The organism is Pseudomonas sp. AN-B15 (genome assembly GCF_019056475.1).
Lineage (GTDB): Bacteria > Pseudomonadota > Gammaproteobacteria > Pseudomonadales > Pseudomonadaceae > Aquipseudomonas > Aquipseudomonas parakoreensis.
Window position 1 is genome coordinate 2915379 of record NZ_CP049737.1, and the last position, 23246, is coordinate 2938624.

Annotated in this window: 18 protein-coding genes; 7 read left to right on the plus strand and 11 right to left on the minus strand. The window is 59.0% G+C overall.

The genetic code is table 11. The features are described 5' to 3' along the window. Nucleotides 1-42 precede the first annotated feature (42 nt). From GTQ41_RS13095 to GTQ41_RS13105, 3 genes are all read right to left on the minus strand, one after another. Nucleotides 43-1101 carry a sugar kinase gene (locus GTQ41_RS13095; protein ID WP_047294286.1) on the minus strand — a complete coding sequence of 353 codons (1059 nt, stop codon included), beginning with the start codon at nucleotides 1099-1101 and terminating at the stop codon, nucleotides 43-45. Next, a complete protein-coding gene (locus tag GTQ41_RS13100) occupies nucleotides 1094-1876 on the minus strand; it encodes an AP endonuclease (protein WP_047294289.1) in 783 nt (260 codons plus the stop codon). Before GTQ41_RS13100 ends, GTQ41_RS13095 begins: the two co-directional genes overlap by 8 nt. 179 nt (nucleotides 1877-2055) lie before the next feature. Then, nucleotides 2056-3084, minus strand: coding sequence for a LacI family DNA-binding transcriptional regulator (locus GTQ41_RS13105; protein WP_047294291.1), 1029 nt, complete (start codon nucleotides 3082-3084; stop codon nucleotides 2056-2058). 233 nt (nucleotides 3085-3317) lie between these two features. On the opposite strand from GTQ41_RS13105, the gene GTQ41_RS13110 reads away from it, so the two are divergent. Next, nucleotides 3318-6158, plus strand: a complete 2841-nt coding sequence (locus tag GTQ41_RS13110) for a hypothetical protein (RefSeq protein WP_217325516.1) — start codon at nucleotides 3318-3320, stop codon at nucleotides 6156-6158. Nucleotides 6159-6417: 259 nt separating this feature from the next. After that, a complete protein-coding gene (locus GTQ41_RS13115) occupies nucleotides 6418-8952 on the plus strand; it encodes an autotransporter outer membrane beta-barrel domain-containing protein (RefSeq protein WP_236170273.1) in 2535 nt (844 codons plus the stop codon). A gap of 52 nt (nucleotides 8953-9004) precedes the next feature. Here the strand turns inward: GTQ41_RS13115 and GTQ41_RS13120 are convergent, their stop codons facing one another. From GTQ41_RS13120 to GTQ41_RS13130, 3 genes are all read right to left on the minus strand, one after another. After that, complete coding sequence (locus tag GTQ41_RS13120) at nucleotides 9005-9646, minus strand: DUF1345 domain-containing protein (RefSeq protein WP_047294296.1); 642 nt, start codon at nucleotides 9644-9646, stop codon at nucleotides 9005-9007. A gap of 575 nt (nucleotides 9647-10221) precedes the next feature. Beyond that, the gene (locus tag GTQ41_RS13125) at nucleotides 10222-13320 is read right to left on the minus strand and encodes an efflux RND transporter permease subunit (protein ID WP_047294298.1); all 3099 of its coding nucleotides are present in this window, start codon (nucleotides 13318-13320) and stop codon (nucleotides 10222-10224) included. 15 nt (nucleotides 13321-13335) lie between these two features. Further along, a complete protein-coding gene (locus GTQ41_RS13130) occupies nucleotides 13336-14493 on the minus strand; it encodes an efflux RND transporter periplasmic adaptor subunit (RefSeq protein WP_047294300.1) in 1158 nt (385 codons plus the stop codon). Between the two features lie 277 nt (nucleotides 14494-14770). Here GTQ41_RS13130 and GTQ41_RS13135 point away from each other — a divergent pair, with 277 nt between their 5' ends. Together GTQ41_RS13135 and GTQ41_RS13140 are read left to right on the plus strand one after the other, a co-directional pair. Then, the gene (locus GTQ41_RS13135; protein ID WP_007963407.1) at nucleotides 14771-15472 is read left to right on the plus strand and encodes a response regulator transcription factor; all 702 of its coding nucleotides are present in this window, start codon (nucleotides 14771-14773) and stop codon (nucleotides 15470-15472) included. A 4-nt stretch (nucleotides 15473-15476) separates the two neighbouring features. Continuing rightward, nucleotides 15477-16778: an ATP-binding protein gene (locus tag GTQ41_RS13140; RefSeq protein WP_047294302.1), complete on the plus strand. Its 1302-nt coding sequence runs from the start codon at nucleotides 15477-15479 to the stop codon at nucleotides 16776-16778. Nucleotides 16779-16934: 156 nt separating this feature from the next. On the opposite strand, the gene pncA is transcribed toward GTQ41_RS13140, so the two are convergent. From pncA to GTQ41_RS13160, 4 genes are all read right to left on the minus strand, one after another. Continuing rightward, nucleotides 16935-17561 (minus strand): bifunctional nicotinamidase/pyrazinamidase, encoded by a 627-nt coding sequence (gene pncA, locus GTQ41_RS13145; protein WP_047294304.1) that lies wholly within the window; start codon nucleotides 17559-17561, stop codon nucleotides 16935-16937. Nucleotides 17562-17611: 50 nt separating this feature from the next. Next, entirely contained in the window at nucleotides 17612-18370 is a 759-nt protein-coding gene (locus tag GTQ41_RS13150) for an anti-sigma factor (RefSeq protein ID WP_047294305.1), read from the minus strand. Continuing rightward, on the minus strand, nucleotides 18367-18825 hold the full coding sequence (locus GTQ41_RS13155; RefSeq protein WP_230679381.1) for a sigma-70 family RNA polymerase sigma factor: 459 nt from the start codon (nucleotides 18823-18825) through the stop codon (nucleotides 18367-18369). Before GTQ41_RS13155 ends, GTQ41_RS13150 begins: the two co-directional genes overlap by 4 nt. Before the next feature lie 90 nt (nucleotides 18826-18915). Further along, entirely contained in the window at nucleotides 18916-19449 is a 534-nt protein-coding gene (locus tag GTQ41_RS13160; RefSeq protein ID WP_047294307.1) for a tetratricopeptide repeat protein, read from the minus strand. 175 nt (nucleotides 19450-19624) lie between these two features. Between GTQ41_RS13160 and GTQ41_RS13165 the strand changes: the two genes are divergently transcribed. The 3 genes from GTQ41_RS13165 to nudC all read left to right on the plus strand — a co-directional run bounded on the left by GTQ41_RS13165 (nucleotide 19625) and on the right by nudC (nucleotide 22297). Continuing rightward, complete coding sequence (locus GTQ41_RS13165; RefSeq protein WP_047294309.1) at nucleotides 19625-20398, plus strand: class I SAM-dependent methyltransferase; 774 nt, start codon at nucleotides 19625-19627, stop codon at nucleotides 20396-20398. Between the two features lie 249 nt (nucleotides 20399-20647). Next, nucleotides 20648-21460 (plus strand): crotonase/enoyl-CoA hydratase family protein, encoded by an 813-nt coding sequence (locus GTQ41_RS13170; protein WP_047294311.1) that lies wholly within the window; start codon nucleotides 20648-20650, stop codon nucleotides 21458-21460. Nucleotides 21461-21466: 6 nt separating this feature from the next. Then, a complete protein-coding gene (nudC, locus tag GTQ41_RS13175) occupies nucleotides 21467-22297 on the plus strand; it encodes an NAD(+) diphosphatase (RefSeq protein ID WP_041063748.1) in 831 nt (276 codons plus the stop codon). On the opposite strand, the gene GTQ41_RS13180 is transcribed toward nudC, so the two are convergent. Continuing rightward, nucleotides 22265-23044, minus strand: coding sequence for a TSUP family transporter (locus GTQ41_RS13180; RefSeq protein ID WP_047294312.1), 780 nt, complete (start codon nucleotides 23042-23044; stop codon nucleotides 22265-22267). The genes nudC and GTQ41_RS13180 overlap by 33 nt on opposite strands. Nucleotides 23045-23246: the final 202 nt, after the last annotated feature.

The window sequence follows — 23246 nt, forward strand, 5'->3', positions numbered from 1 at the left end:
GTGTTGCTCCTGAGCTTGTTGTTTTTGTCGCAGCAGGTTCAATTAATGGGTTGTCTGAGCGGGCCTCATCGCTGGCAAGCCAGCTCCCACAGGTATCTCGGGTAAGTCGACTATTGCATTCCCACCGCCGAACCCTGTGGGAGCTGGCTTGCCAGCGATGGCGGACTGGAATTCAGCGATGAGTTCGGACCGGGTCGGCAACCCCTCCATATCCCCGCGACTCTGCACCGCCCGACTGCCAATCCAGTTGGCGCGTTGCACCGCCTCGGCAAAACTCTGATGCTCCAGCAGGGCACTGATCATGCCGACCGCAAATCCATCACCCGCACCCACGGTGTCGACCACGTTGGCCACCGGTACTCCGGCGACAAACCCCTGATCCAGTTGCGTGCGGTAATAGGCGCCCTGCGGGCCAAGCTTGATCGCCACGGCTTCAGCGCCCTGGTCGAGATAGAACGCCGCGATGTCCGCCGGGTCTTCGAACCCGGTCAGCAAGCGACCTTCGCTCAAACCCGGCAGTACCCAGTGGGCGAGGGCGGCGAGGCGGTTGATTTCGCGGATCATCTCCCGTTCGCTGGCCCACAGGCTTGGGCGCAGGTTCGGGTCGAACGACACGCTGCGCCCGGCATGGCGCATGCGAGTCATCAGTTCGAACGACATTTCCCGAGCGCTGGCTGACAGTGCCGGTGGAATCCCGGTGGCGTGCAGGTGACGGGCGCTGAGCAAGGTATCGGTGATCGACTGTACGGACAGACGACTGGCCGCGGAGCCACGGCGGAAATACTCGACCTGTGGGTCGCTGCCATCGTCGTTACGGGATTTGAACTGGAAACCGGTCGGCTGCTGGTCATCGACCGCGACGTGACTGCAATCCAGACCTTCCTCGATCAAGGTCTGGACCACGAACCGGCCGAGGGAATCGGCGCCGACCCGGCTCAGCCACGCCACATTGAAACCCAGGCGCGACAAGCCGATCGCCACATTGCTGTCGGCGCCGGCAATGCGTTTGTGAAAATGTTCGACCGCCGCCAGATCACCGGTCTGCTCGGCGACCAGCATCGCCATGGTTTCACCGAACGACAGAATATCGATCTCAGACATGGGCAGGCTCCAGACGCGATTGACCAAGGCGGGCGAGGGCGGCGACGTGTTCGGTGGTCAGTGCCACCAGATCTTCGCCCTGCAACGGGTATTCGGCGGCGCGCATAACGCCTTGGGCCATGTGGCGCAGCAGTTGTTCCCACAAATGCAGATCGCTGACGGCGGGCGGCACCGCCACCAGTTTGCCGTCGGCGCGCCGGGCCACAGCTTTGCAGTGCACGTAGCCGACATGCCGTCCAAGCAGACGTGCGGCGTTGGCGGCGGACTGGTCCTGCCACTGCCAGTTGCCGATGTCGAAGGTCATCTTGATCGGCAAATCATGCTGCTCGACCGCCGCGAAAAAACGCTGGAACGGCTCGATGCGGCCGCCCTGCAAGGTCTGGTCGTTTTCCACGAGCAGTTGCACCGGGGTGTTGCCCAGCAGTTGCTGCAGCGCCTGCAGATCACAGTTGTCGGTGAAGTAGCCGAGCGAGACTTTCAGCCATTTCGAGCCAAACGCCCGGGCGTGTTGCAGGGCGTTGATCAGTTCGGGATTGGGCCGCGCCTGACCGGCGAGCCATAGTTCGGTCGGCGACGAATAGATGCTTTGCAGACCCTGCGCCTGGGTGGCGGCCTGCAGTTGTGCAGGCACTTCGCGGGTCAGCAACTCTTCGCGCCATTCGATGCGATTGGCACCGGCGGCGGCCAGCACGTCGATGAAGAAATCTTGCCCGCGTTGGCGCACAAGCTCGGCGCCGTAGCTGGACAGGCTGATGGAAACGGCGGGTTTATTCATTGTTATCTGCCTCTGAAACCGGTTTCATTTTTGTGCAAAAAAAATATCAGGTGGTTCTGTGATGGCCTTTCGGGCCGCATCGCTGGCAAGCCAGCTCCCACAATGTTCCGGGGTATGGGATAGATTGCATTGACACCACAAAACCCTGTGGGAGCTGGCTTGCCAGCGAACGCGTCAGCTCAAACACCACCATTCCCTCGGGTAGACCCGCGCTCAACCAGCACCGGCGCAAAATCCAGCCTGCGGGTCACCTCAACATCCCCCCGCAAACGCTTGAGCAAACACTCAAACGCCCGCGCACCGATCTCGGCCGTCGGCTGGGCGAGGGCGGTAATTCCGCTGCCCACCAACGGGTACCAATCCAGATCATCCAGGGCAATCAACCCGAGATCTTCGAATAGCCGACACCCGATTTCGCGCAAGGCCAGCGTGCAGGCCAGCGCCGCCACGCCATTGGCGCAAAACAGTGCTTTGGGGCCGGTAGCCTTGGTGTTTAAAAATGTTTGTAGATCAGTGGCGAGCGCGTCGCTGGTTTCCTGCACTTCCCCGGTCAGCCCGGAGCGCTGGGCAATCTGCGCCTGAAAACTGCTGACCCGCTCGATCCGCGAACTGGTGCCGTCATACGGTTCGGTCACCATCAGCACATCGCGATAGCCACGATGTTGAAGATGCTCCAGCGCCATCTCGATAGCTTGTGGGTTGTTCAGCCCGACCATATCGCTGTCCAGGCCTTCCACTTTGCGGTCCACCAGTACCAACGGCATCTCGCGGTGCAGCTCGTGGAGTTCGTCACGGTGATGGCCGAGGGTATTCACGATCAGCCCTTCGATGTTGTACGAGCGCAACAGCGCCAGGTGCTGACGTTCCTGCTCGTCATCACGGTCGGTGTTGCACACCACCAGGCTGTAGCCGTGCCGCCGGCAGGCGGTTTCCACCCCGTGCATCACGGCAATTGAATAAGGGTTGCGGATATCGGCCACCAGCATGCCGATCAGGCGGGTCCGGCCGCGTTTCAAACCACGGGCCATTTGATTGGGGCGATAGCCGAGTTCGGCAATCGACTGCTCGATGCGCTGGGCAATGGTATCGGAGAGCAGGGCACGGTCATCGCCGATAAAGCGCGAGACGCTGGCCTTGGACACGCCGGCGTGTTCGGCGACATCAAGCATGGTCACGCGGCTGCGCTGGGCGGCGGAGAAATCGTTCACGGTTGAGTCTTCTTATTGTCTGAAACCGGTTTCAGGTAACACCAGATTCCTTGGCTGCGTCAAGTGAAGGGTGGGGGGCTGATTGGAAAAAAGGTCCGCCGTTTCCGACAGGCGGTAGCTGCACCTGTCAGATCTGACAGTTGGAGAAAGACATACAGAAGCGCCTAATTTGACCAACGGATCAGCAGGGGATTTCACAAACGGAACCCCGATTAATGTGGTGGATTTGAATCATGAGTTCAGCTGATTTTTCCAGAAACAGTCCTTCAAACGGCATATTTGCCGCACCTCTTTCAGTTGAAGGTGTTGATGACAATGATCTGGACGGACATATTCCCAGAGATATCCTGCTGGCTGGTACTCAAATCAAAATACCTCGCCCGGATGACACGGGACCCAAAGATCAACTGATGGTGTTCTGGGTACAAAACTCAGTAGAAACACTTATTTTTGATAATGAATATCCAGCGGGAATTATTGATCCTTTTGTTTATGTGCCTTTGACGCCTCAACAAATGGCAACTAATGGTGTTGCGCATGTTTATTACAATTTATGGAAGAGAGGTGGAGGTAATCCGGATTTATCTCCACTCCGTAAACTGACCATTAATCACAAGCTGCCTTTAACCTTTTCGGAACCTTCGCCGGTGGGTGCAACAACCTGGGGGTACTGGAATAACGACAAAATTCCTCCATTGACAAGTGGCGGTGCTGTAAAAATTCCTTCCCTGCTTAACATTGCGCTGTCGGGATATGTTGCAGTGATTACCTGGAGGGGATACCAGTCAATCAACGGAAGTGGTACGGAAGTGGAAGAAGCTTTTGGTCAATGGAGGAGAACGCTTTCCGAAACAGAAATAATAAATGGCTTTATGCATGAAGTGCCATTTCCAAGCTATATAAGTTCGTTGGGAAATTATGGCTCTGCTGTTTTTATTTGTCAGGTGTTTGATGGCAGCAGGCTCGTTGCTGAATCAAAAGAAGGATTGGTGAAAATCGATCGAATAACACCTGGTACATCTGGCCCTTCCGGCCTGAACTCGCAAGGAGAGACGACAATGGGAATTACATTTGTACCTAGAAAACAACGCCCGGTTTCTGTTTTGTCAGGTGGTGGGGTTCTTAACTTGACTATAACAATTGATACGCTGGCGGGTGGTTTTATCAAGAAAGCCATGATGGATTCCGGTAAATTGATGATCAACCTGGCTCGCCCCGATGATGAACATGATGATGATGAAGTTGGATTCAAATATCGTGAAAAAGGCGAAGTGACCTGGATTGATTACCCGGATGACGCGGTGCTTGGCCCAATCGCTGGTCGACCTGTCTCGCCTATCCCGTTGGACTTGGACGCGAATCTGTTTAAGGAAAAGGCGACATCCCCAGGCCCGACTGTTTGGGAGCTGCTGGTCAGGTACTACAAAGAGGGGGGCGGTAATTTCGATGACGGCCAAGTGGAGTTTATCGTTGACCAACTCGCGCCGGTCGATACAAAAAACCCTCCCAAAAAAATCAAGCCAACGCCCGCTCCAAGTTTTGACAACGGTCCTGCGGATGCACAAAAGACGGTTGATTCCACTTGGATAAACTCGAATCAAGATGTGGAGGGTACGGTTAACGTCGGGTATTTCGGGCGCAGGGTCGATGACAATTTAAGAGTCTGGCTTGTTTCCGGTACGCAAAGAGTTGAGGTCTTCAATGGAACTTTCGATGCGACGGGTAAGTTCAGTTTTCCTAGCACCGAGTTGCTTGTATTCCCTAACGGGCGCGTCAATTGGATTTATGAATGGACCGACTGGATCGGTAATCAAGGCCAGGAATCTGTTTCTGCACCCTTGCTGACATTGAAATTACCATTAGCACCGTCGATCAATAAAGCCCCATTGGTGCCAAAGACTGATCCAAGTTACACCACGACGCTTTACTGGGAAGATTTTCTCAGCACGACTACACCTCCGGCCCCCATCGCGCTTACGGCTATCGTCGAAAACTCGACAATTCAAGACGCGGAGCCGGGGGATGAAATCTATCTGGTGCTTACTAAAGCCAACGATGTCACTGTTTCTTTCGATACTGCGAAACAGCCATGGGCTAACGGTAATTTGACTTACAGCATTGACTTCAACAATGTATATCCGCGGTTTGCTGATCCCGATAGCCCTGTCGACATTAATATCAACTCCGTAATAGTGCGTGCCGGTCTTTCGCCTGATGCCGAATCACCGCTTGCAACCTTTACTTTTGACTCGCGTCTCGCGGGTGTAATACCTACGAATCCACCTGATCTGGAGAACGCGGATCTCCAACGACCGGTTGTGACGGGGGCTTCCGGTGTTGCAAACGTTGTGGCGGCTACTGATCGTGACAAACCAGGCACATTTACAGTGACAAACGCCCTGGCAGATCCGGACATTCTGCCGGAGCATGAGGTCAAGTGTTACTTGGGTAACGCTACAGTACCTTTTGAAACATTTAGTCCGTTTAGGCCTGTGTCGAGTTTTTCTGTTCCTATCCCGGCAAGTGAAATGGCAAAGTTGAAACCACCAAGCGATACGGCCCGCTACACGATCGAAATCACGGGACTGGGTAAGAACATCAATAAATCCTTGCCTCAAGCAGTGGTAGTCAACCAGATCCCGATCGTGCTGCCGCCTCCAACGGTCAATGTCCGCAAACCAGCAACTCGCGACTATATCGAGTGCTTCGCGATGATCAGCCCTACGAGTAATTATGTGATGGGGCTGAATATCACAAAAGACCCGTTATTACCGCCAGGCACCATTATTACCGCACACTTTGAAGCGTACTCGGATGCTGCAGGTACACAGTTGATTAACGGTACGGCGGACTCGCAACCTTACACCATCAAGGCTGCCGATGTGCCTGACGTCGCAGGTGTAGGTACTGCCACAAACTTCAAGGCTGCACAGCCGAAGCGAGGTGTCATTGCGTATGGGAAGTACTGGTATACGGCTGCTGGCGGTACGCAATCGTCAGCTCCGATCATCAAACCTCTGGATACCATCAATAGCAGCTTCCAGTATTGCGATCTGACAGTGGCTCCTGCTTAACGCTGTGTTGATTAACAGAGTGGATGTTGTTTGCACCGCGAGAGGGATCTGACGGTCTCTCTCGCGATTTCTACCGATATCAAGGAGGGAAATATCCTGAATGTCTTTCACTTCTGAAGGACAAATCGTCACTCATATAAGGACTATTCCTACATTAAACATTCGGTTTTCTCATTAGGCTGTCGGACGTTTTTTGGGTGGGAGCTTTCAACACTGCCAAAAAACAGTTTCTGTAATCGTGCAGGTTTGAGGAGTACCCATGTCCATTTTTTTTCTTCCAAAACACTCGAACACTATCAGACTGATGATGGCAGCGGCGTTGATCGCCTCTCCCGAGGCCTACAGCCGAACCCTGTTGCCGGGCGAAAGTGAAGTGGTCACCAATCCACCTGCACCGGAAGCCTGGGTGGTGTCCGAGGGGGGAACGTTGACCGTCAACAACGCGACAGCGCTGACCATCGCTTCACAAAATGCCAATGTCGTTTTCAACGGTGGCCAGAGCCGGCGTATCGATGCCAACACCTCCTCGTTGAATATGACCGGCGCCACGGTCAATAGCGCGGCGGGCCGGGGAGCCATTCAACTGCTCAACAGCAATGCAACGATCAACAACTCGACGATTACCAGTACCAACAGTTTCGGGCTTCTGCTGGGACGAAACATCAACACGCCAGCCTCTTCCTCCGCCACCGTTTCGGGTAACAGTGTCATCACCGGCGTGACTGGCGGTGTAAACGCGGTAGGTTTTGCCTTGCTGAACCTTACAGACTCCACTGTCGTCGGCACGGGCGCTACCAGTTACGGCGTGCAATTGGGCGGCGCAACACTTTCAGCGACGGGCAGCACGATCACTGGCGCGAAGGACGGGTTGCAGATCGTGACTGACTCGGAAGGCGTCAACGCCAGTACCGTGACGCTCGACAATACTCGCGTGAACGGTGGAACCGGGTCAGCTATCGTGCTGGGTTCCTCCGCCAGGGCCGGGACTGTCGCCAACATCAATGTCAGTGGCAACTCTGAACTGATCGGCGGCGATGGCTCGGTTTTGAAGGCGATCAACCGCTCCACCGCCAACTTCAATGTCGATGGCAGTACCCTGGCAGGTGATGTGAATGCCGAGACCGGCAGTACGGTTGCACTGCTGATGCAGAACGGCGCCACGCTCAACGGCAATCTGCAGAATGTCACCCGGTCCCGGTTCGACACCGGCGCTACCTTGAACGGCAACGTAGAAGCCGTGGCGGGAACCGCGGCCACTGTCAGCCTGGACAATGGCTCAGCCATCAACGGTAACGTCGACAATGTCGCCAGCCTGTCGCTGAACAATGGCAGCACGCTGACCGGTAACGTCACCAGCGATGCCAACGGCAGTGTGCTGCTGGATAACAGTTCGGTACTCACCGGCCAGATCAATAACTCGGCTAACCTGACCATCAACAATGCTGCGCGATGGGTCATGACCGACGAGAGCACCGTGCAGCAACTGGGCATGAACAATGGTGTCGTGCAAATGGGCACCAACGAGCAATTTCAGCGACTGAACGTCGGCAATCTCACAGGTAACGGCACCTTCGTGATGGGCACCGACCTGGGAACAGGCAGTACCGACTTCCTGAACGTGACCGGCACCGCAAGCGGTCAGCATCAATTGCTGGTTTCTGCCACGGGCACGACGCCGGTTACTGCAGAACCGGTGCAAGTCGGCAACATTGCCGCCGGCACTGCTGCTTTTGCGCTGGCCAACAAGGACACAGTGGATGCCGGCACATTCGTTTACCGATTGAAGCAGGAGGGGCAGGGCTTGTACCTCACCCCGGACAAGGAAACTGTCAGCACCTCGGCCAACACCGCGCTGGCTTTGGCCGGCAGTGCCCGCAGCGTGCTGAACGCCGAAATGAACATGCTTAGCGACCAGATCGGCGATCGTGGTCTGAGTATCCGCCCCGATGCTGCGCTTCGCGCGGCGAGTGACAGTGATACCACCAAGCTGAGCAACAGCGTCTGGGTACGCACTTATGGCAACCAGTACAACGTCAAAAATGCCTACGGCGACGGCTACACCCAGAACCAGAACGGCGTCACTGGTGGTGCCGATACCACCGTGGACATCGGCGGTCGCCCTTGGGTGATCGGTGGTTTTGTAGGTTCCAGCCGTACCAACATGGATCTCAAATACGGCTCCAGCGCGACGGTCGACAGTCTGAACGTCGGCGTCTACGGCAGCACCTACGATGTTGAAAGCGGCGTGTTCGTCAACGTCATGGCCAAGGTCAATCAGTTCGACAACAAGGCCAAGGTCACCATGAGCGATGGCACGCGGGCTAAGGGCGATTACAAGGCTCTGGGCGCCAGCGGTTCGGTGGCGGTCGGCAAGCATATTCGCCTGAAGGACAACTGGTTTGTCGAGCCGCAGGTCCGGGTATCGACCGGTGTGACCCAGAGCGACAGCTATCGGTTGGACAACGGTCTTGAAGTCGAAGCCGACACCATGCGTTCGCTTCAGGGCAATGTCGGTGTAAGGGGGGGGCGAGTCATTGCGCTTGAAAACGGCAGTCTGTTGGAGCCGAGCCTGTCTTTGGGTGCCAACCATGAGTTCGTCAAAGCCAACCGGATCAAGATCAACGACGACAGCTTCGATGATGATCGCGCCAGCAGCGGGGTTGAATATGGAGCGGGTCTGAAGTGGACGCCGGCACAACGCAACTGGCAGGTTTCGGGCCAGGTTGGCGGCAGCAAGGGCAATACTGTCAACCAGGACTGGAGTGGCAGCCTGCGAGTCAGTTATTTCTTCTGATGCGCTGAAACAACAACGCCCCGTGCAGAGATGTCGGGGCGTTTTTTTGCGCTCAGCCGAACAATCCGGCGGCGATGTTGATCGAGAAACCCAGAATCGCCGTATTGAATACGAAACCGATCAGCGACTGTGCCAGCACGATCTTTCGAATCTCCCGCGTTGCCACGCCGACATCCGCCGTCTGCACAGCCACGCCGATGGTGAACGAGAAGTACAGAAAGTCCCAGTAGTTGGGCGTCGTCAGACCTTCGGCAAATCGCAGCGCCGGCTCCTTGCCGTCCCAGGTGTAAAACAGCCGGGCATAGTGAACGCAGAAAATCACCCCGATCAGCAGCCACGAGCCGATGACGGTCAGCGTGGTAAAACCGTAGTGCAGGAGTTTACGGGTGGTTTCCAGATCCTTGCTGCCAGCCAGCTCGACGGTAATGGTCGCCAGGCTCGCCAACGCCGCGATGCAGACGACAAACAGCACCAGCCCGGCATTTTCATCCTCGACTTCGGCAATACGTTTGACGTCCGGCGCTTTGGCGCGGATGGTCAGCCAAAGCATCAGGATCAGGTAAGTCCAGACTCCGGCGTTCCAGCCGATGAGGATTTTGCTGATGACGGATTCCGCTGGGGCCAGGAGGCCTGCGGCAAGGCCTAACAAGGCGGCGGCAGAGAGGCGAGGGTGGGTGCGGGCGAGGAAGCGCATGGGAGGCTCTGTGTTGACGGTGTCGAGCAAACCATAGCATGGGTGTGGGTTCTGGCAGGTGGCAGGAGGGCGAACAAAAAAACCTTGAACCTTTGTCAGCTTTGACAGAGGTTCAAGGTTTTTTCGTTTCAGATGGACTGGCGCATAAAAGCATCGGTTTTGGATATGAAGCTTGCCTTTGGAGACCGTCACGATTTCCGGAAGAGGATCCCCGTTCTGCCCCTGGAACTCGAATTCGGCTTCAATCTGCCCCTTGTCTGAGCCGACAGCAGGGAGCTTGAAAAAAGTGACTGTCCCTCGAATCGCTCGGTAAAAAGGGTCGATACCAACGGCGAGTCTTTCCACGAACACTGCCCTGACCAGACTCGAATCCGTAGCTTCCCTTCACTGGCGGCTTCAGACCATCGACATCAGCGGTTGCCATCTGCATTGCCCTTGACATTCGACATGAGCAGCTCTTGATTCAAGTCAAACCGCGAAGTGAAACGCGACAGGAGCTAGCCTGAACGCCTCAGGCCATCGGCGAACCTGTCAATGTTGACAGGTGTAAAAGCCGACCGTCTTATAGTGAAGCATCATTTTTTTCCGGTCCATCGGGTTACGGCTTTCACCACAACCACAAAAAACAACGGCACAAAGATCACCGCCAAAGTCGCGGTAATCATCCCGCCAATTACTCCGGTACCAATCGCTTGCTGACTCGCCGAACTCGCGCCCGTGGCAATCGCCAACGGCACCACGCCCAGAATGAACGCCAGCGACGTCATGACAATCGGCCGTAACCGCAGACGCGCCGCTTGCAACGTGGCGTCAATCAGATCGTGACCTTCGTCGTACAGGCTCTTGGCAAACTCGATGATCAGGATCGCGTTCTTCGCCGACAGGCCGATGATGGTGATCAGGCCGACCTTGAAGAACACGTCGTTGGGCATCCCGCGCAAAGTCACCGCCAGCACTGCGCCAAGCACACCGAGCGGCACCACCAGCAGCACGGAAGTCGGAATCGACCAGCTCTCATACAACGCCGCCAGGCACAGGAACACGATCAGCAGCGACAGACCGAGCAGAATCGGTGCCTGGCTGCCGGACAAACGCTCCTGCAACGACAGACCGGTCCATTCCTGACCCAGGCCTTTCGGCCCTTGGGCGACCAGTCGTTCAATCTCTGCCATCGCTTCACCGGTACTGTGCCCCGGCGACGGTTCGCCAGAAATCGCAATCGCCGGGTAACCGTTGTAACGGGTCAGTTGCGCCGGGCCTTGGGTCCATTTCGCCTGGACGAACGCCGACAGCGGCACCATGTGCCCGGCGTTATTGCGCACGTGCATTTTCAGCAGATCATCGACCTGACTGCGCTGATCGCCTTCGGCCTGGACCACCACCCGCTGCATGCGCCCCTGATTGGGGAAGTCGTTGATGTACGAAGAACCCACGGCGGTGGACAGCACGTTGCCGATGTCGGCGAACGACACACCCAGCGCGTTGGCCTGCTTGCGGTCCACTTCCAGTTGCACCTGCGGCGCTTCGGCCAGCGCGCTTTCGCGCACGTTCATCAGGATCGGGCTTTTCTCGGCGGCGGCGAGCAATTCGGTACGCGCCTGCATCAACGTCGCGTGACCGAGACCGCCGCGATCCTGCAGACGGAATTCGAAGCCGCTGGAAGTGCCGAGACCGTCAACCGGTGGCGGCAACACCGCAAACGCGATGGCGTCCTTGATCTGGCTCAGGGCGATGTTGGCGCGGTCAGCAATGGAAGTAGCCGAATCGTCGCTGCCGCGTTCTGACCAGTCTTTCAGGGTGGTGAACGCCAGTGCCGCATTCTGCCCGCTACCGGAGAAGCTGAAGCCGAGAATCACCGTGCTGTCCCCCACCCCCGGTTCACTGGCGTTGTGCGCCTCGATCTGCTCGACCACCTGCACCGTACGGTTCTTGCTCGCGCCCGGCGGCAGCTGAATATCGGTGATGGTGTAACCCTGATCCTCGACCGGCAGAAACGAGGAGGGCAGCCGCGCGAAGCACAACCCCATGCCGATCAGCAGCACGCCATAGATCAACAGATAACGTCCGCTGCGCTTCAGTGCGTAACCGACCCAGCCTTGATAGCGATCGGTCAGTTGCTCGAAGCGGCGATTGAACCAACCGAAGAAACCGCTCTTTTCATGATGCTCGCCCTTGGCAATCGGCTTGAGCAGCGTGGCGCATAAGGCAGGCGTCAGCGTCAGGGCCAGGAACGCCGAGAACAGGATCGACGTCGCCATCGACAGCGAGAACTGCCGGTAAATCACGCCCACCGAACCCTGCATGAATGCCATCGGAATGAACACTGCCACCAGCACCAGCGTGATGCCGACGATCGCTCCGGTGATCTGGGTCATCGCCCTGCGCGTCGCCTCTTTCGGCGACAGGCCTTCGGTGGCCATGATCCGTTCAACGTTCTCCACCACCACGATGGCGTCGTCCACCAGAATGCCGATGGCCAGCACCATGCCGAACATGGTCAGCACGTTGATCGAGAAACCCAGCGCGAGCATGGTCGCGAAGGTGCCCATCAGCGCCACCGGCACCACCAGCGTCGGGATGAGCGTATAGCGGATGTTCTGCAGGAACAGGAACATCACCGCGAACACCAGCAGCATCGCCTCGCCGAGGGTGTAGACCACTTTGGTGATCGAGACCTTCACGAATGGCGAAGTGTCATAGGGGATCTTGTATTCCACGCCGGTCGGAAAGTAGCGCGACAGTTCATCCATTTTCGCCCGGATCAGCGTTGCGGTGCTGAGGGCATTGGCGCCCGGCGACAGTTGTACGCCAACGGCGGTGGACGGCTTGCCGTTCAGGCGCGTGCCGAACTGGTATTCCTGACTGCCGATCTCGACCCGCGCCACATCGCCGATGCGTACGGTAGAACCATCGGGGTTGGCCTTGAGCACGATGTCGGCGAACTCTTCCGGCGTCGACAGCTGCCCCTTGACCAGAATGGTCGCGGTGATTTCCTGCGTAGACGGATTGGGTAAATCGCCGATGCTGCCCGCCGAGACCTGGGCGTTCTGCGCGACGATGGCGGCGTTGACGTCGGCCGGGGTCAGGTTGAAACCGATCAGCTTCTGCGGATCGATCCAGATCCGCATCGCGCGTTCAGCGCCGTACAGTTGGGCCTTGCCGACGCCGTCGATGCGTTTGATTTCGTTCATCACGTTGCGCGCCAGGTAATCGCTGAGCGCTACGTCATCGAGTTTGCCGTCGCTGGAGGTCAAGGTGATCAGCAGCAGGAAGCCGGCGGAGACTTTCTCCACCTGCAGGCCTTGCTGATTGACCGCTTGCGGCAGGCGCGACTCGACCACTTTGAGGCGGTTCTGCACATCAACCTGCGCCAGTTCCGGGTTGGTGCCCGGCTGGAAGGTGGCCTTGATCGTCGCGCTGCCCAAGCTGCTCTGCGATTCGAAGTACAGCAGGTGATCGGCGCCGTTGAGCTCTTCTTCGATCAGGCTGACCACGCTTTCATCGACGGTTTGCGCCGAGGCACCGGGGTACACCGCATAGATTTCGATTTGTGGCGGCGCGACGTCGGGGTACTGCGCCACCGGCAATTGCGGGATGGCCAGCGCACCGGCCAACAGGATGAACAGCGCGACAACCCAGGCGAACACCGGGCGGTCGATAAAGAACTGCGGCATAGAAGAGCGTCCTGCTTACTGACCAGAAGTCTGGGCAAGGGGAAGAGGGGTGTCGTCAATCTGCACTTTTTCGCCGGGACGGGCGTGTTGCAGGCCTTCGATGACAATACGGTCGCCGGGCTTGAGGCCGCCGGTGACGATCCAGCGGTCGTTTTGCACTGCGCCCAGTTGCACCGGTTGCTGCGCCACGCGCATCTGCTGGTCGACAGTCAGCACCTGAGCGATACCTGCGCTGTCACGCTGCACCGCACGTTGCGGTACGGTGATGCCGTTCTGCACGGTCGCTTGTTGCAGGCGTACGCGAATGAAACTGCCCGGCAACAGGTCGAGATCGGGATTGGGGAACTCGCTGCGCAAGATGATCTGGCCAGTGCCCGGGTCGACCGTGATGTCGCTGAACAGCAACTTGCCCGGTAACGGATAGAGACTGCCGTCATCCTGAATCAGTGTGGCCTTGACCTGATCCTGACCGACTGCCTGCAACTGCCCGGAACGGAATGCGCGGCGCAGTTCGTTGAGTTCACGGGTCGACTGGGTAAGGTCGGCGTAGATCGGGTTGAGCTGCTGGATCAGCGCCAGTGGCGTGGTTTCGTTCTGCCCGACCAGCGCGCCTTCGGTAACCAGCGCGCGGCCGACGCGGCCGGAAATCGGCGCGGTGACGGTGGCGTAGCCGAGGCTCAGCTTCGCACGCTCTACTGCGGCTTTATTGGCGGCCACGTCGGCGGCGGTTTGCCGGGCATTGGCGCGGGCGTTGTCGTAGTCCTGAGCGCTGATGGCCTTGTCGTCGATCAACTGCGCGTAGCGCTGCTCTTGCAATTTTGCCTGAAAGGCGTTGGCCTCGGCCTTGCGCAGCGCGGCTTCGGCGCTGTCCAGATCAGCCTTGAACGGTGCCGGGTCGATGCGGAACAGCACGTCGCCCTTTTTCACGTCGCTGCCTTCGCGGAACGTGCGTTGCAGGACCACGCCAGCCACCCGAGCCCGCACTTCGGCGATGCGCGGTGAAGCGATGCGCCCGCTCAGTTCACTGCTGATCGACAGGGGGCGGGCTTCGATGGTTTCGATACGCACGGTGGCCGGCGGCGCTTCTTCTTCGGCCTTCGAAGACGAATCACAGGCGCTCAGCAACGACGCAACAGCGATCAGGCCGAGCCCGGCCAGAAGTTTTTTCGACATGTACCACCCCCAATATTGAAGCCCGCATCCTAAGGCCAGACGCCGAGGGTAGCGGTGAAGCTTTGTAGGCGCTGTGTGAAATTGTGTAAGGGTTTTACTCAGGGACGGGTGAGGGCGTATATCCTTTACGCCTTGAAATTTATTGCGACAGATAAACCGCTTTCGCGAGCAAGCTCGCTCCCACATGGGTTTTTGTGATCGACGCAAACTACTGTGGGAGCGAGCCTGCTCGCGAAGAGGGTCTGACATCCACCACAGCAATATCTGGAACACCCCCATGCCCAACATCCTCCTGGTCGAAGACGACACCGCCCTCGCCGAACTGATTTCCAGCTACCTGGAGCGCAACGGTTACTCCGTCAGCGTGATCGGTCGTGGCGACCATGTGCGTGAACGGGCACGGATCAATCCGCCGGATCTGGTCATTCTCGACCTGATGCTGCCGGGGCTTGACGGCCTGCAAGTCTGCCGTCTGCTGCGGGCCGATTCGGCGACGCTGCCGATCCTTATGCTGACCGCCCGCGACGACAGCCACGATCAGGTGCTGGGCCTGGAAATGGGCGCCGACGATTACGTCACCAAGCCCTGCGAGCCACGGGTTCTGCTGGCCCGGGTGCGTACTTTGCTGCGCCGCAGCAGCCTTGGTGAGCCGATGACGGTCAATGACCGGATCGTCATGGGCAATCTGTGCATCGACCTGTCCGAACGCACGGTTTCCTGGCGCGATCAACCGGTGGAGCTGTCCAGCGGCGAATACAATTTGCTGGTGGTGCTGGCCCGGCATGCCGGTGAAGTGCTGAGCCGCGATCAGATTCTGCAACGCCTGCGCGGCATCGAGTTCAACGGCACCGATCGTTCGGTGGACGTGGCGATTTCCAAGCTGCGGCGCAAATTCGACGACCACGCCGGCGAGGCGCGCAAGATCAAGACCGTGTGGGGCAAGGGGTATCTGTTCAGCCGTTCCGAATGGGAATGCTGAGCTGATGTTCAGAATCCTGTTTCGCCTGTACCTGGTGACGATCGTCTCCTACAGCGCGGCAATCTATCTGGTGCCGGATCTGGTGATCATGGCGTTCCGCGAGCGCTTTATCACTTATAACCTCGACTATTCGCGGGGCCTGCAATCGCTGATTACCCGCCAGTTTCACGCGGTGCCGCAGGATCAATGGCCGGCGCTGGCGCAGTCGATGGACAAGGACTTTCAGCCGCTGCACATCGTCTTGGCGCGCATCGACGACGCCGGCTTCACCGCCCCCGAGCAGGCGCGTTTGCGCCGTGGGGAAAACGTGGTGCGTATAGGCGATTGGGGCTGGCGCACGTTGGCGGTGACCCCGCTGAACGACGATGTCGCGGTGCAAATGGTGGTGCCGCCGGATCCGCTGGACGTCAATTTGTTGTACTGGAGCATCAACGTGCTGATCGGCGCGACCATGCTCGCTTGCCTGCTGTTGTGGATTCGCCCGCACTGGCGTGATCTGGAGCGTCTCAAGGGTGCCGCCGAGCGCTTCGGTAAAGGCCACCTGAGCGAGCGTACGCAGATTCCCGCCAGCTCCAACATCGGCAGCCTGGCCAATGTTTTCGACACCATGGCCGGCGATATCGAGGATTTGCTCAACCAGCAGCGCGACCTGCTCAATGCGGTGTCTCACGAATTGCGCACGCCGCTGACCCGTCTGGATTTCGGTCTGGCCCTGGCGCTGTCCGATGATTTGCCGGCGACCAGTCGCGAGCGCCTGCAAGGGCTGGTGGCGCACATTCGTGAACTGGATGAGTTGGTGCTGGAACTGTTGTCTTACAGCCGCCTGCAGAATCCGGCGCATTTACCGGAACAGGTTGAGGTTTCGCTGGATGAGTTCATCGACAGCATTCTGGGCAGCGTCGATGAAGAGCTGGAATCACCGGACATCGTCATTGATGTGCTGCTGCATGGTCAGCTCGAACGCTTTTCGCTGGATCCGCGTCTGACCGCCCGAGCGATCCAGAACCTGCTGCGCAATGCCATGCGCTATTGCGAGAAGCGTATCCAGATTGGCGTGCAGGTCAGCCCTGATGGCTGCGGGATCTGGGTCGACGATGATGGGATTGGTATCCCGGATGACGAGCGCGAGCGGATTTTCGAACCGTTCTATCGCCTGGATCGCAGCCGCGACCGCGCTACCGGTGGTTTTGGTCTGGGACTGGCCATCAGCCGCCGGGCGCTGGAGGCGCAGGGCGGAACGCTGACGGTGGAAAGCTCGCCGTTGGGTGGGGCGCGGTTCAGGTTGTGGTTGCCCACTGCCGCCTGAATAAAGTGAAGGAAAACCTGTGGCGAGGGAGCTTGCTCCCGCTGGGCTGCGGAGCGGCCCTGGACAATCTGCGGCCAGGCAGCATTTGCCGTTTTTGCGACGGCTTCGCCGCCGAGCGGGAGCAAGCTCCCTCGCCACAGGGATGCGGTTGCTGTGTCAGAAGAGTTGGTTTGACTGGATCAGGCCAACGCCGGCCGTTTGCATCCGCTCCATGGCCGTCGCCAGTGAGCCCTCCATATCAATCGCGCGACAGGCATCCAGCACCACAAACGTATTGAACCCCGCCGCCCGCGCGTCCAGCGCCGAGAACATCACACAGAAATCCAGCGCCAGACCGACCATGTACACCGTGTCGATACCGCGTTCTTTCAGGTATCCGGCCAAACCGGTGGTGGTGCGCCGGTCCGCCTCGACAAACGCCGAATAGCTGTCGATGTCCGGGTTGCAGCCCTTGCGGATGATCAGTTGCGCGTGGGGCAGCTTCAGCTCGCAGTGAAATTGGGCGCCGACGGTGCCTTGCACGCAGTGATCCGGCCAGAGGACCTGCTCGCCGTAGGGCAACTGGATCACATCGTAAGGCTTGCGCCCGGGGTGACTCGAGGCAAACGAGGCGTGGCCGCTCGGGTGCCAGTCCTGGGCAATGATCACTTGTTTGAACAGGCCGCCGAGGCGATTGATCAGCGGCACGATCAGATCGCCCTCGGGTACGGCCAACTGGCCGCCCGGGGTGAAGTCGTTCTGCACGTCAATGACCAGCAGGGCGCTGCGGGGTGAAATCTGCATCGGTGGTTCCTCCTTGGATAATCACGCGCTCAGCATAATGGCAGCGGCACTCATGCGCTCAACCGTTCGATCAGGCGCCTGGCCAGATCTTCCAGTTCCGGCGCCGGGTTGCGCCCGATCAACATCCACGCATGCTCGCCTTCGGTCCAGTACACCACGTTCATTTCATGGCGCCGTTCGTGCGCCAGTGGCCGGCTGCCGCTATTGGAGCGGGTCACGCACAAGGCCAGCGGCCCATGCCGGGCGTCCAGATAGGTCAGTTGCGCAATCGGTACGCCGTCGTACTCGAGCATTTGTGCGCGTTTGAGTTCGGCGCCCGGCAACTTCAGCAGCGCCGGTGACAGCTTCAGACCGAGCCGCGCGTCAACCGCACGCAATTGCGCGCGTTGGCTGGCTTCGTCGCCCGGCAAATGATCAAGCGTCTGCGGCACATACAGCGCCATATAGTCGCCCACCAAGGCGCGCCAGTTATGCGCCTGCTGTGACTGCCAGGCGAGAAACAGGCGATCGGCCAATACGCCGCCCGCCAGCAGACTTGCGGCAGCCGCACCGATAAACCAGCGTCGACTCAAGCCCGGCCGCTGGGGAGCGGGGATGGCATCGAGGCGCGCCTGCAAACGCTCCAGCGGCGCCTGTTGCGCCAGTTCGTCATAGGCATCCTTGTACGGCAGACTGCTGCGCTCGAACCATTGCACGCGCAGGTTGAGCAACGGGTCGTCGGCAATTGCGCTGTCGAGCTGCTTGCGATACGCCGGGTCCAGCTCATCATCAAGGTAGGCCACCAGTTGTTCGTCGGAGGGCTTGTTCATGGGCGGTCACCTCCGGTGGTTTTCGGCACGGCTTGTAGCGGCGGGTATTCGGCCAGTTTCAGCCGCGCGGTGGCCAGACGACTCATCACCGTACCGATCGGCACTTGCAGGATCTCGGCGACTTCGCGGTAGGACAGGCCTTCGACGTAAGCCAGGTACACGGTTTCGCGCTGGGTTTCCGGCAACGCATCGACCCGGCGAATCACCTGCGCCGCCATGACGTGGGTTTGTGCGGCGTATTCGCCGTCGAAGGCCAGTTGCCCGTCGGCATCGACCTGGCCCGCCCCCTGACGCACCCGGCGGGCGCGCACTTCATTGAGCCAGATCGAATGCAGGATGCTCAGCAACCAGCGATCCATGCGCGTGCCGGCCACATATTGCCCGGCACGTTCCAGCGCCCGCACGCACGTAGCCTGCACCAGATCCTCGGCCACGTGCCGATTGCGCGACAGCAGCAGGCCGTAGCGCCACAGGCGCGCCAGATGCTGTCCGAGTTCTGCTCTGAATGCCTGATCGCTGACGATGGTGGCGTTCCTTTATCTGTTTCAGGTTTTCGATGAATCGTTGATGGCTTCAGCCAGGTCCTGGTATTCCTCGCAAGAGGTTCCGCAAATCGATTTGATCTGCTGCAACTGTTCCTGCGCCAGGTCGACGCGGCCCTTGATTACATAGGCTTCGCCGAGGTATTCACGCACTTGCGCGTACTGCGGATCGAGTTTCACCGATTGCAGGTAATAGCCGATGCCTTCATCGGTACGCCCGAGTTTTCGCGTGGCGTAACCGCGATAGTTGAGGGCTTTGGCAGTGTTCGGTTGTTTGAGGGTGTCGAGCAGGGCCAGGGCTTCTTCGTATCGACCGTCCTTGGCCAGCCTGTAGGCGTAATCGGTACGGTCGGCATCCGGCACGGCACGGCTGGTCTGCATCACGCATTTCTGCGATTGGCTGTCCCAGACCTGGCCTTTGGGGCAATTGGGTTTCTGCACGGGCGCACTTTCATCACCGTTGGCAAACGCCATCGATGCAGACAACGCGGTCACCAGCAGCAACGGGGCGGCGAACATAACGGAACGGATAGTCATGGGCAAGGCTCCACAGAGGGTTATGTTTCACTTTGAACACCACAGCACGGCATTTTATTCATTGCTTTGTCAGGCTCTGTTCAAGGTAAGCGCAAATTGTGGCGTTATGCTCAGGAACGCCAGCCGTCCATCCAGCGCCTGACGATGCCTCCGCGCTGCCATACGAGGAACTGCCATGAACGATCAGGTCCATCACTCCGCTGCTGCCGGCTACAAGACTGCCGCCGACACCTACATCAAGGGCCGCCCGGACTACCCGCCGCAGGTCAGCCAGTGGTTGACCCAGACCTTGGGTCTGGACAGTCACAAGACGGTCATCGATCTGGGTGCCGGTACCGGCAAGTTCACCGGCCGGCTGGTGGCGACTGACGCACAGGTAGTCGCCGTGGAGCCGGTGGCGCAGATGCTGGAAAAACTTTCCGCCGCCTGGCCGCAGGTGCTGGCGGTGAGCGGTACGGCGACCGATCTGCCACTGCCGGATGCGTCGGTGGATGCAGTGGTCTGCGCGCAGGCGTTTCACTGGTTCGCCACGCCCGAGGCCTTGAGCGAAATCGCCCGGGTGCTCAAGCCCGGCGGCAAGCTTGGCCTGATCTGGAACCTGCGCGACACGCAAGTCAGTTGGGTGCCGAAACTCGATGCCATCGTTAACGCGCTGGAAGGGGACACGCCGCGTTACTACACCGGCCAATGGCGTCAGGTGTTTCCGCATCCGGCGTTCGGGCCGTTGCACTTGCAGCAGTTCCACCATGGACATACCGGTTGGCCGGAGGACGTGATTTTCAATCGGGTACGCTCCACCAGTTTCATTGCCGCGTTGCCGCAGGCGCAGCGGGACAAGGTCGATGAGCAGATTCGCGCGCTGATTGCCTCGGAGCCGGCGTTGCGCGGGCGGCATGTGCTGACGGTGCCTTATGAGACGGCGGCGTATGTGGCGGTGAAGGGCGGTTAGATCGGGGCGGCCTCATCGCCAGCAGGCTGGCTCCCACATTTTTGCATCGATACAAAGCCTGTAGGAGCTGCCGCAGGCTGCGACCTTTTGATCTTCAAAGTCAAAAGATCGCAGCCTTCGGCAGCTCCTACACGGACTGGAGCGCGGCAAAATTCTTTGTTGAAGTCAGTCCCGCATTTGGCCGAACCGCCATCGTGATGCCTTGTTATAGTTCGGGCCTCATTTTCTGCCCGGTAAAGGATCACTGCCATGACTCAATACACCGCCTTCAGCGTCGAACTGGCCGACAACATCGCGCATGTGCAGATCAATCGCCCGGAGAAGATCAACTCGATGAATGCCGCGTTCTGGAGCGAGATCGTCGAGATTTTCCAGTGGATCGATGACACCGACGAAGTGCGAGTGGTGGTGCTCAGCGGCAACGGCAAACACTTTTCCTCCGGCATCGACCTGATGATGCTCGCTGGCGTCGCCAATGAGCTGGGCAAGGACGTCGGCCGTAACGCGCGTCTGCTGCGGCGCAAGATCCTGACCCTGCAAGCCTCGTTCAACGCCGTCGATAATTGCCGCAAACCGGTGCTGGCGGCGATTCAAGGCTATTGCCTCGGTGGTGCCATCGACCTGATCGCCGCCTGCGACATGCGTTACGCTGCGGAAGATGCGCAGTTCTCGATCAAGGAAATCGATATCGGCATGGCCGCCGATGTTGGCACTTTGCAACGGTTGCCACGGATCATCGGCGACGGCATGCTGCGTGAACTGGCTTATACCGGTCGCACCTTTGGCGCCGAGGAAGCGCGCAGCATTGGCCTGGTCAATCGCGTGTACAGTGACAAGGAACTGCTGCTCGAAGGCGTGATGGACATTGCTCGCGAGATCGCCCGCAAATCGCCCATCGCGGTCACCGGCACCAAGGAAATGATCAGCTACATGCGTGACCACCGCATTGACGACGGTCTCGAATACGTTGCCACCTGGAACGCCGCCATGTTGCAATCCACCGACTTGCGCGTGGCCATGGCCGCCCATATGAGTAAACAGAAACCCGAATTTCTGGATTGAGAAACCATGACAGCTCGCTGGACCACTGCAGTACTGGACACCGATCAACCCGGCGGCTGGGCCGTGGCGCGCAGCCCCGAAGGCTTTCTGTTCGATGACAACGGCGCGCTGTTCCCCAGGGAATGGCTCAAGCGTCAGGACTTGTCGATCCTCGCCGAGCATGGCATCGGCCATCTTGATGGCGAGCCGGTGTATCTGCTGGAGCTGCACAGTCACAGCGAAGTGCCGGGCTGCAACTGGAAGGGGCTGCGGGCGTTCATGCTCGATGGCGATCACACCGTCTACAAGGTGTTGGGTTATGCGGCGCAGATCGGCACCTGGGCGCGCGAACATCGCTTTTGCGGCAACTGTGGGCAGGCGATGATGCAGGTGCCGAGGGAGCGGGCGATGTATTGCCAGCCGTGTGAGCTGCGCAGTTATCCGCGGATTTCGCCGAGCATGATCGTGCTGGTCACCCGTGGTGACGAGATCCTGCTGGCGCGCTCACCGCGTTTCGTCACCGGGGTCTACAGCACGCTGGCCGGGTTTGCCGAGCCGGGCGAGTCGGCGGAGGACTGCCTGATTCGCGAGGTGCGCGAGGAGGTCAGTATCGAAGTGAAGAACATCCAGTACATGGGCAGCCAGTGCTGGCCGTTCCCGCACTCGATGATGCTGGGCTTCCATGCCGAATATGCCGGTGGCGAGATCGTTTGCCAGGAAGACGAGATCGAAGACGCCCAGTGGTTCAACGTGCACGATCTGCCGCCGTTGCCGGCGTCAAAATCGATTGCCCGTTACCTGATCGACGTCTACGTGGCGCGCCGTTTAGGCCACGCTGAACCAGTGCTGCCAGGCTAGGCGCACAGTCAGCCCCAGCACCACGGTGATGAACACCGGACGAATGAACTTTGCGCCGCCGCTGATCGCGGTGCGCGCCCCGAAGAATGCGCCGACCATCACCGACAGGCCCATGCTCAGGCCGATGATCCAGTCCACTTGCCCGGAGAACATGAACACCGACAGCGCCGCAATGTTGCTGACGAAGTTCATGCTGCGCGCTACACCGCTGGCCTTGACCAGGTCGATGGGGTAGAGCAGCAGGCTGCTGACGGTCCAGAACGCGCCCGTGCCGGGGCCGGCCACGCCGTCGTAGAAACCGAGGCTGAAGCCTTGGCTCGATTGCCATTTCTTCTTGATGGGTGCGTCGCTGTCCAGCGGCGCTTTTGGCGTTCCGCCGAACAACAGATACAGGCCGCAGGCGAAGACGATCACCGGCAGCATCTTGTTCAGCCATTCCGCCGGCAGGTAATGGGCAACAATCGCGCCGGTCAACGCCCCGACCAGGGTACCGACGATCGCGTGCATCCATTGCCGGGGGTGGAACAGTTTGCGCCGGTAGAAGGTGAAGCTGGCGGTGGCCGAGCCGAAAGTCGAACTGAGTTTGTTGGTGCCCAACACCAGGTGTGGCGGCAGGCCGGCCGTCAGCAGCGCGGGCGTGGTCAGCAGACCACCGCCGCCAGCGATGGCGTCGATGAAACCGGCAATGAAAGCGACGAAAGCCAGGATGGCCAGGGTGGTGAGGTCAACGCTGAGTTCGAAAGGCATGGAATCGGCTTATTCGGCAGGGCGCAGAAGGGCTGCGGGGAAGGGCTGACATGTTACCTGTATCCAACTGTTGCGGCGACCCGTATGGCCGCATCGCTGGCAAGCCAGCTCCCACAGGGATCTTCAGCGATCACAAATGTTGAGAACAGACCGAAAACCTGTGGGAGCTGGCTTGCCAGCGACGCGGCCTGCACAGGCAAAG

Bases quoted from the DNA above. Each gene is read 5' to 3' on its own strand.
- GTQ41_RS13095 (WP_047294286.1), bottom strand. From the start codon at position 1,101: ATGTCTGAGATCGATATTCTGTCGTTCGGTGAAACCATGGCGATGCTG.
- GTQ41_RS13100 (WP_047294289.1), bottom strand. From the start codon at position 1,876: ATGAATAAACCCGCCGTTTCCATCAGCCTGTCCAGCTACGGCGCCGAG.
- GTQ41_RS13110 (WP_217325516.1), top strand. From the start codon at position 3,318: ATGAGTTCAGCTGATTTTTCCAGAAACAGTCCTTCAAACGGCATATTT.
- GTQ41_RS13115 (WP_236170273.1), top strand. From the start codon at position 6,418: ATGTCCATTTTTTTTCTTCCAAAACACTCGAACACTATCAGACTGATG.
- GTQ41_RS13120 (WP_047294296.1), bottom strand. From the start codon at position 9,646: ATGCGCTTCCTCGCCCGCACCCACCCTCGCCTCTCTGCCGCCGCCTTG.
- GTQ41_RS13125 (WP_047294298.1), bottom strand. From the start codon at position 13,320: ATGCCGCAGTTCTTTATCGACCGCCCGGTGTTCGCCTGGGTTGTCGCG.
- GTQ41_RS13130 (WP_047294300.1), bottom strand. From the start codon at position 14,493: ATGTCGAAAAAACTTCTGGCCGGGCTCGGCCTGATCGCTGTTGCGTCG.
- GTQ41_RS13135 (WP_007963407.1), top strand. From the start codon at position 14,771: ATGCCCAACATCCTCCTGGTCGAAGACGACACCGCCCTCGCCGAACTG.
- GTQ41_RS13140 (WP_047294302.1), top strand. From the start codon at position 15,477: ATGTTCAGAATCCTGTTTCGCCTGTACCTGGTGACGATCGTCTCCTAC.
- pncA (WP_047294304.1), bottom strand. From the start codon at position 17,561: ATGCAGATTTCACCCCGCAGCGCCCTGCTGGTCATTGACGTGCAGAAC.
- GTQ41_RS13150 (WP_047294305.1), bottom strand. From the start codon at position 18,370: ATGAACAAGCCCTCCGACGAACAACTGGTGGCCTACCTTGATGATGAG.
- GTQ41_RS13160 (WP_047294307.1), bottom strand. From the start codon at position 19,449: ATGACTATCCGTTCCGTTATGTTCGCCGCCCCGTTGCTGCTGGTGACC.
- GTQ41_RS13165 (WP_047294309.1), top strand. From the start codon at position 19,625: ATGAACGATCAGGTCCATCACTCCGCTGCTGCCGGCTACAAGACTGCC.
- GTQ41_RS13170 (WP_047294311.1), top strand. From the start codon at position 20,648: ATGACTCAATACACCGCCTTCAGCGTCGAACTGGCCGACAACATCGCG.
- nudC (WP_041063748.1), top strand. From the start codon at position 21,467: ATGACAGCTCGCTGGACCACTGCAGTACTGGACACCGATCAACCCGGC.
- GTQ41_RS13180 (WP_047294312.1), bottom strand. From the start codon at position 23,044: ATGCCTTTCGAACTCAGCGTTGACCTCACCACCCTGGCCATCCTGGCT.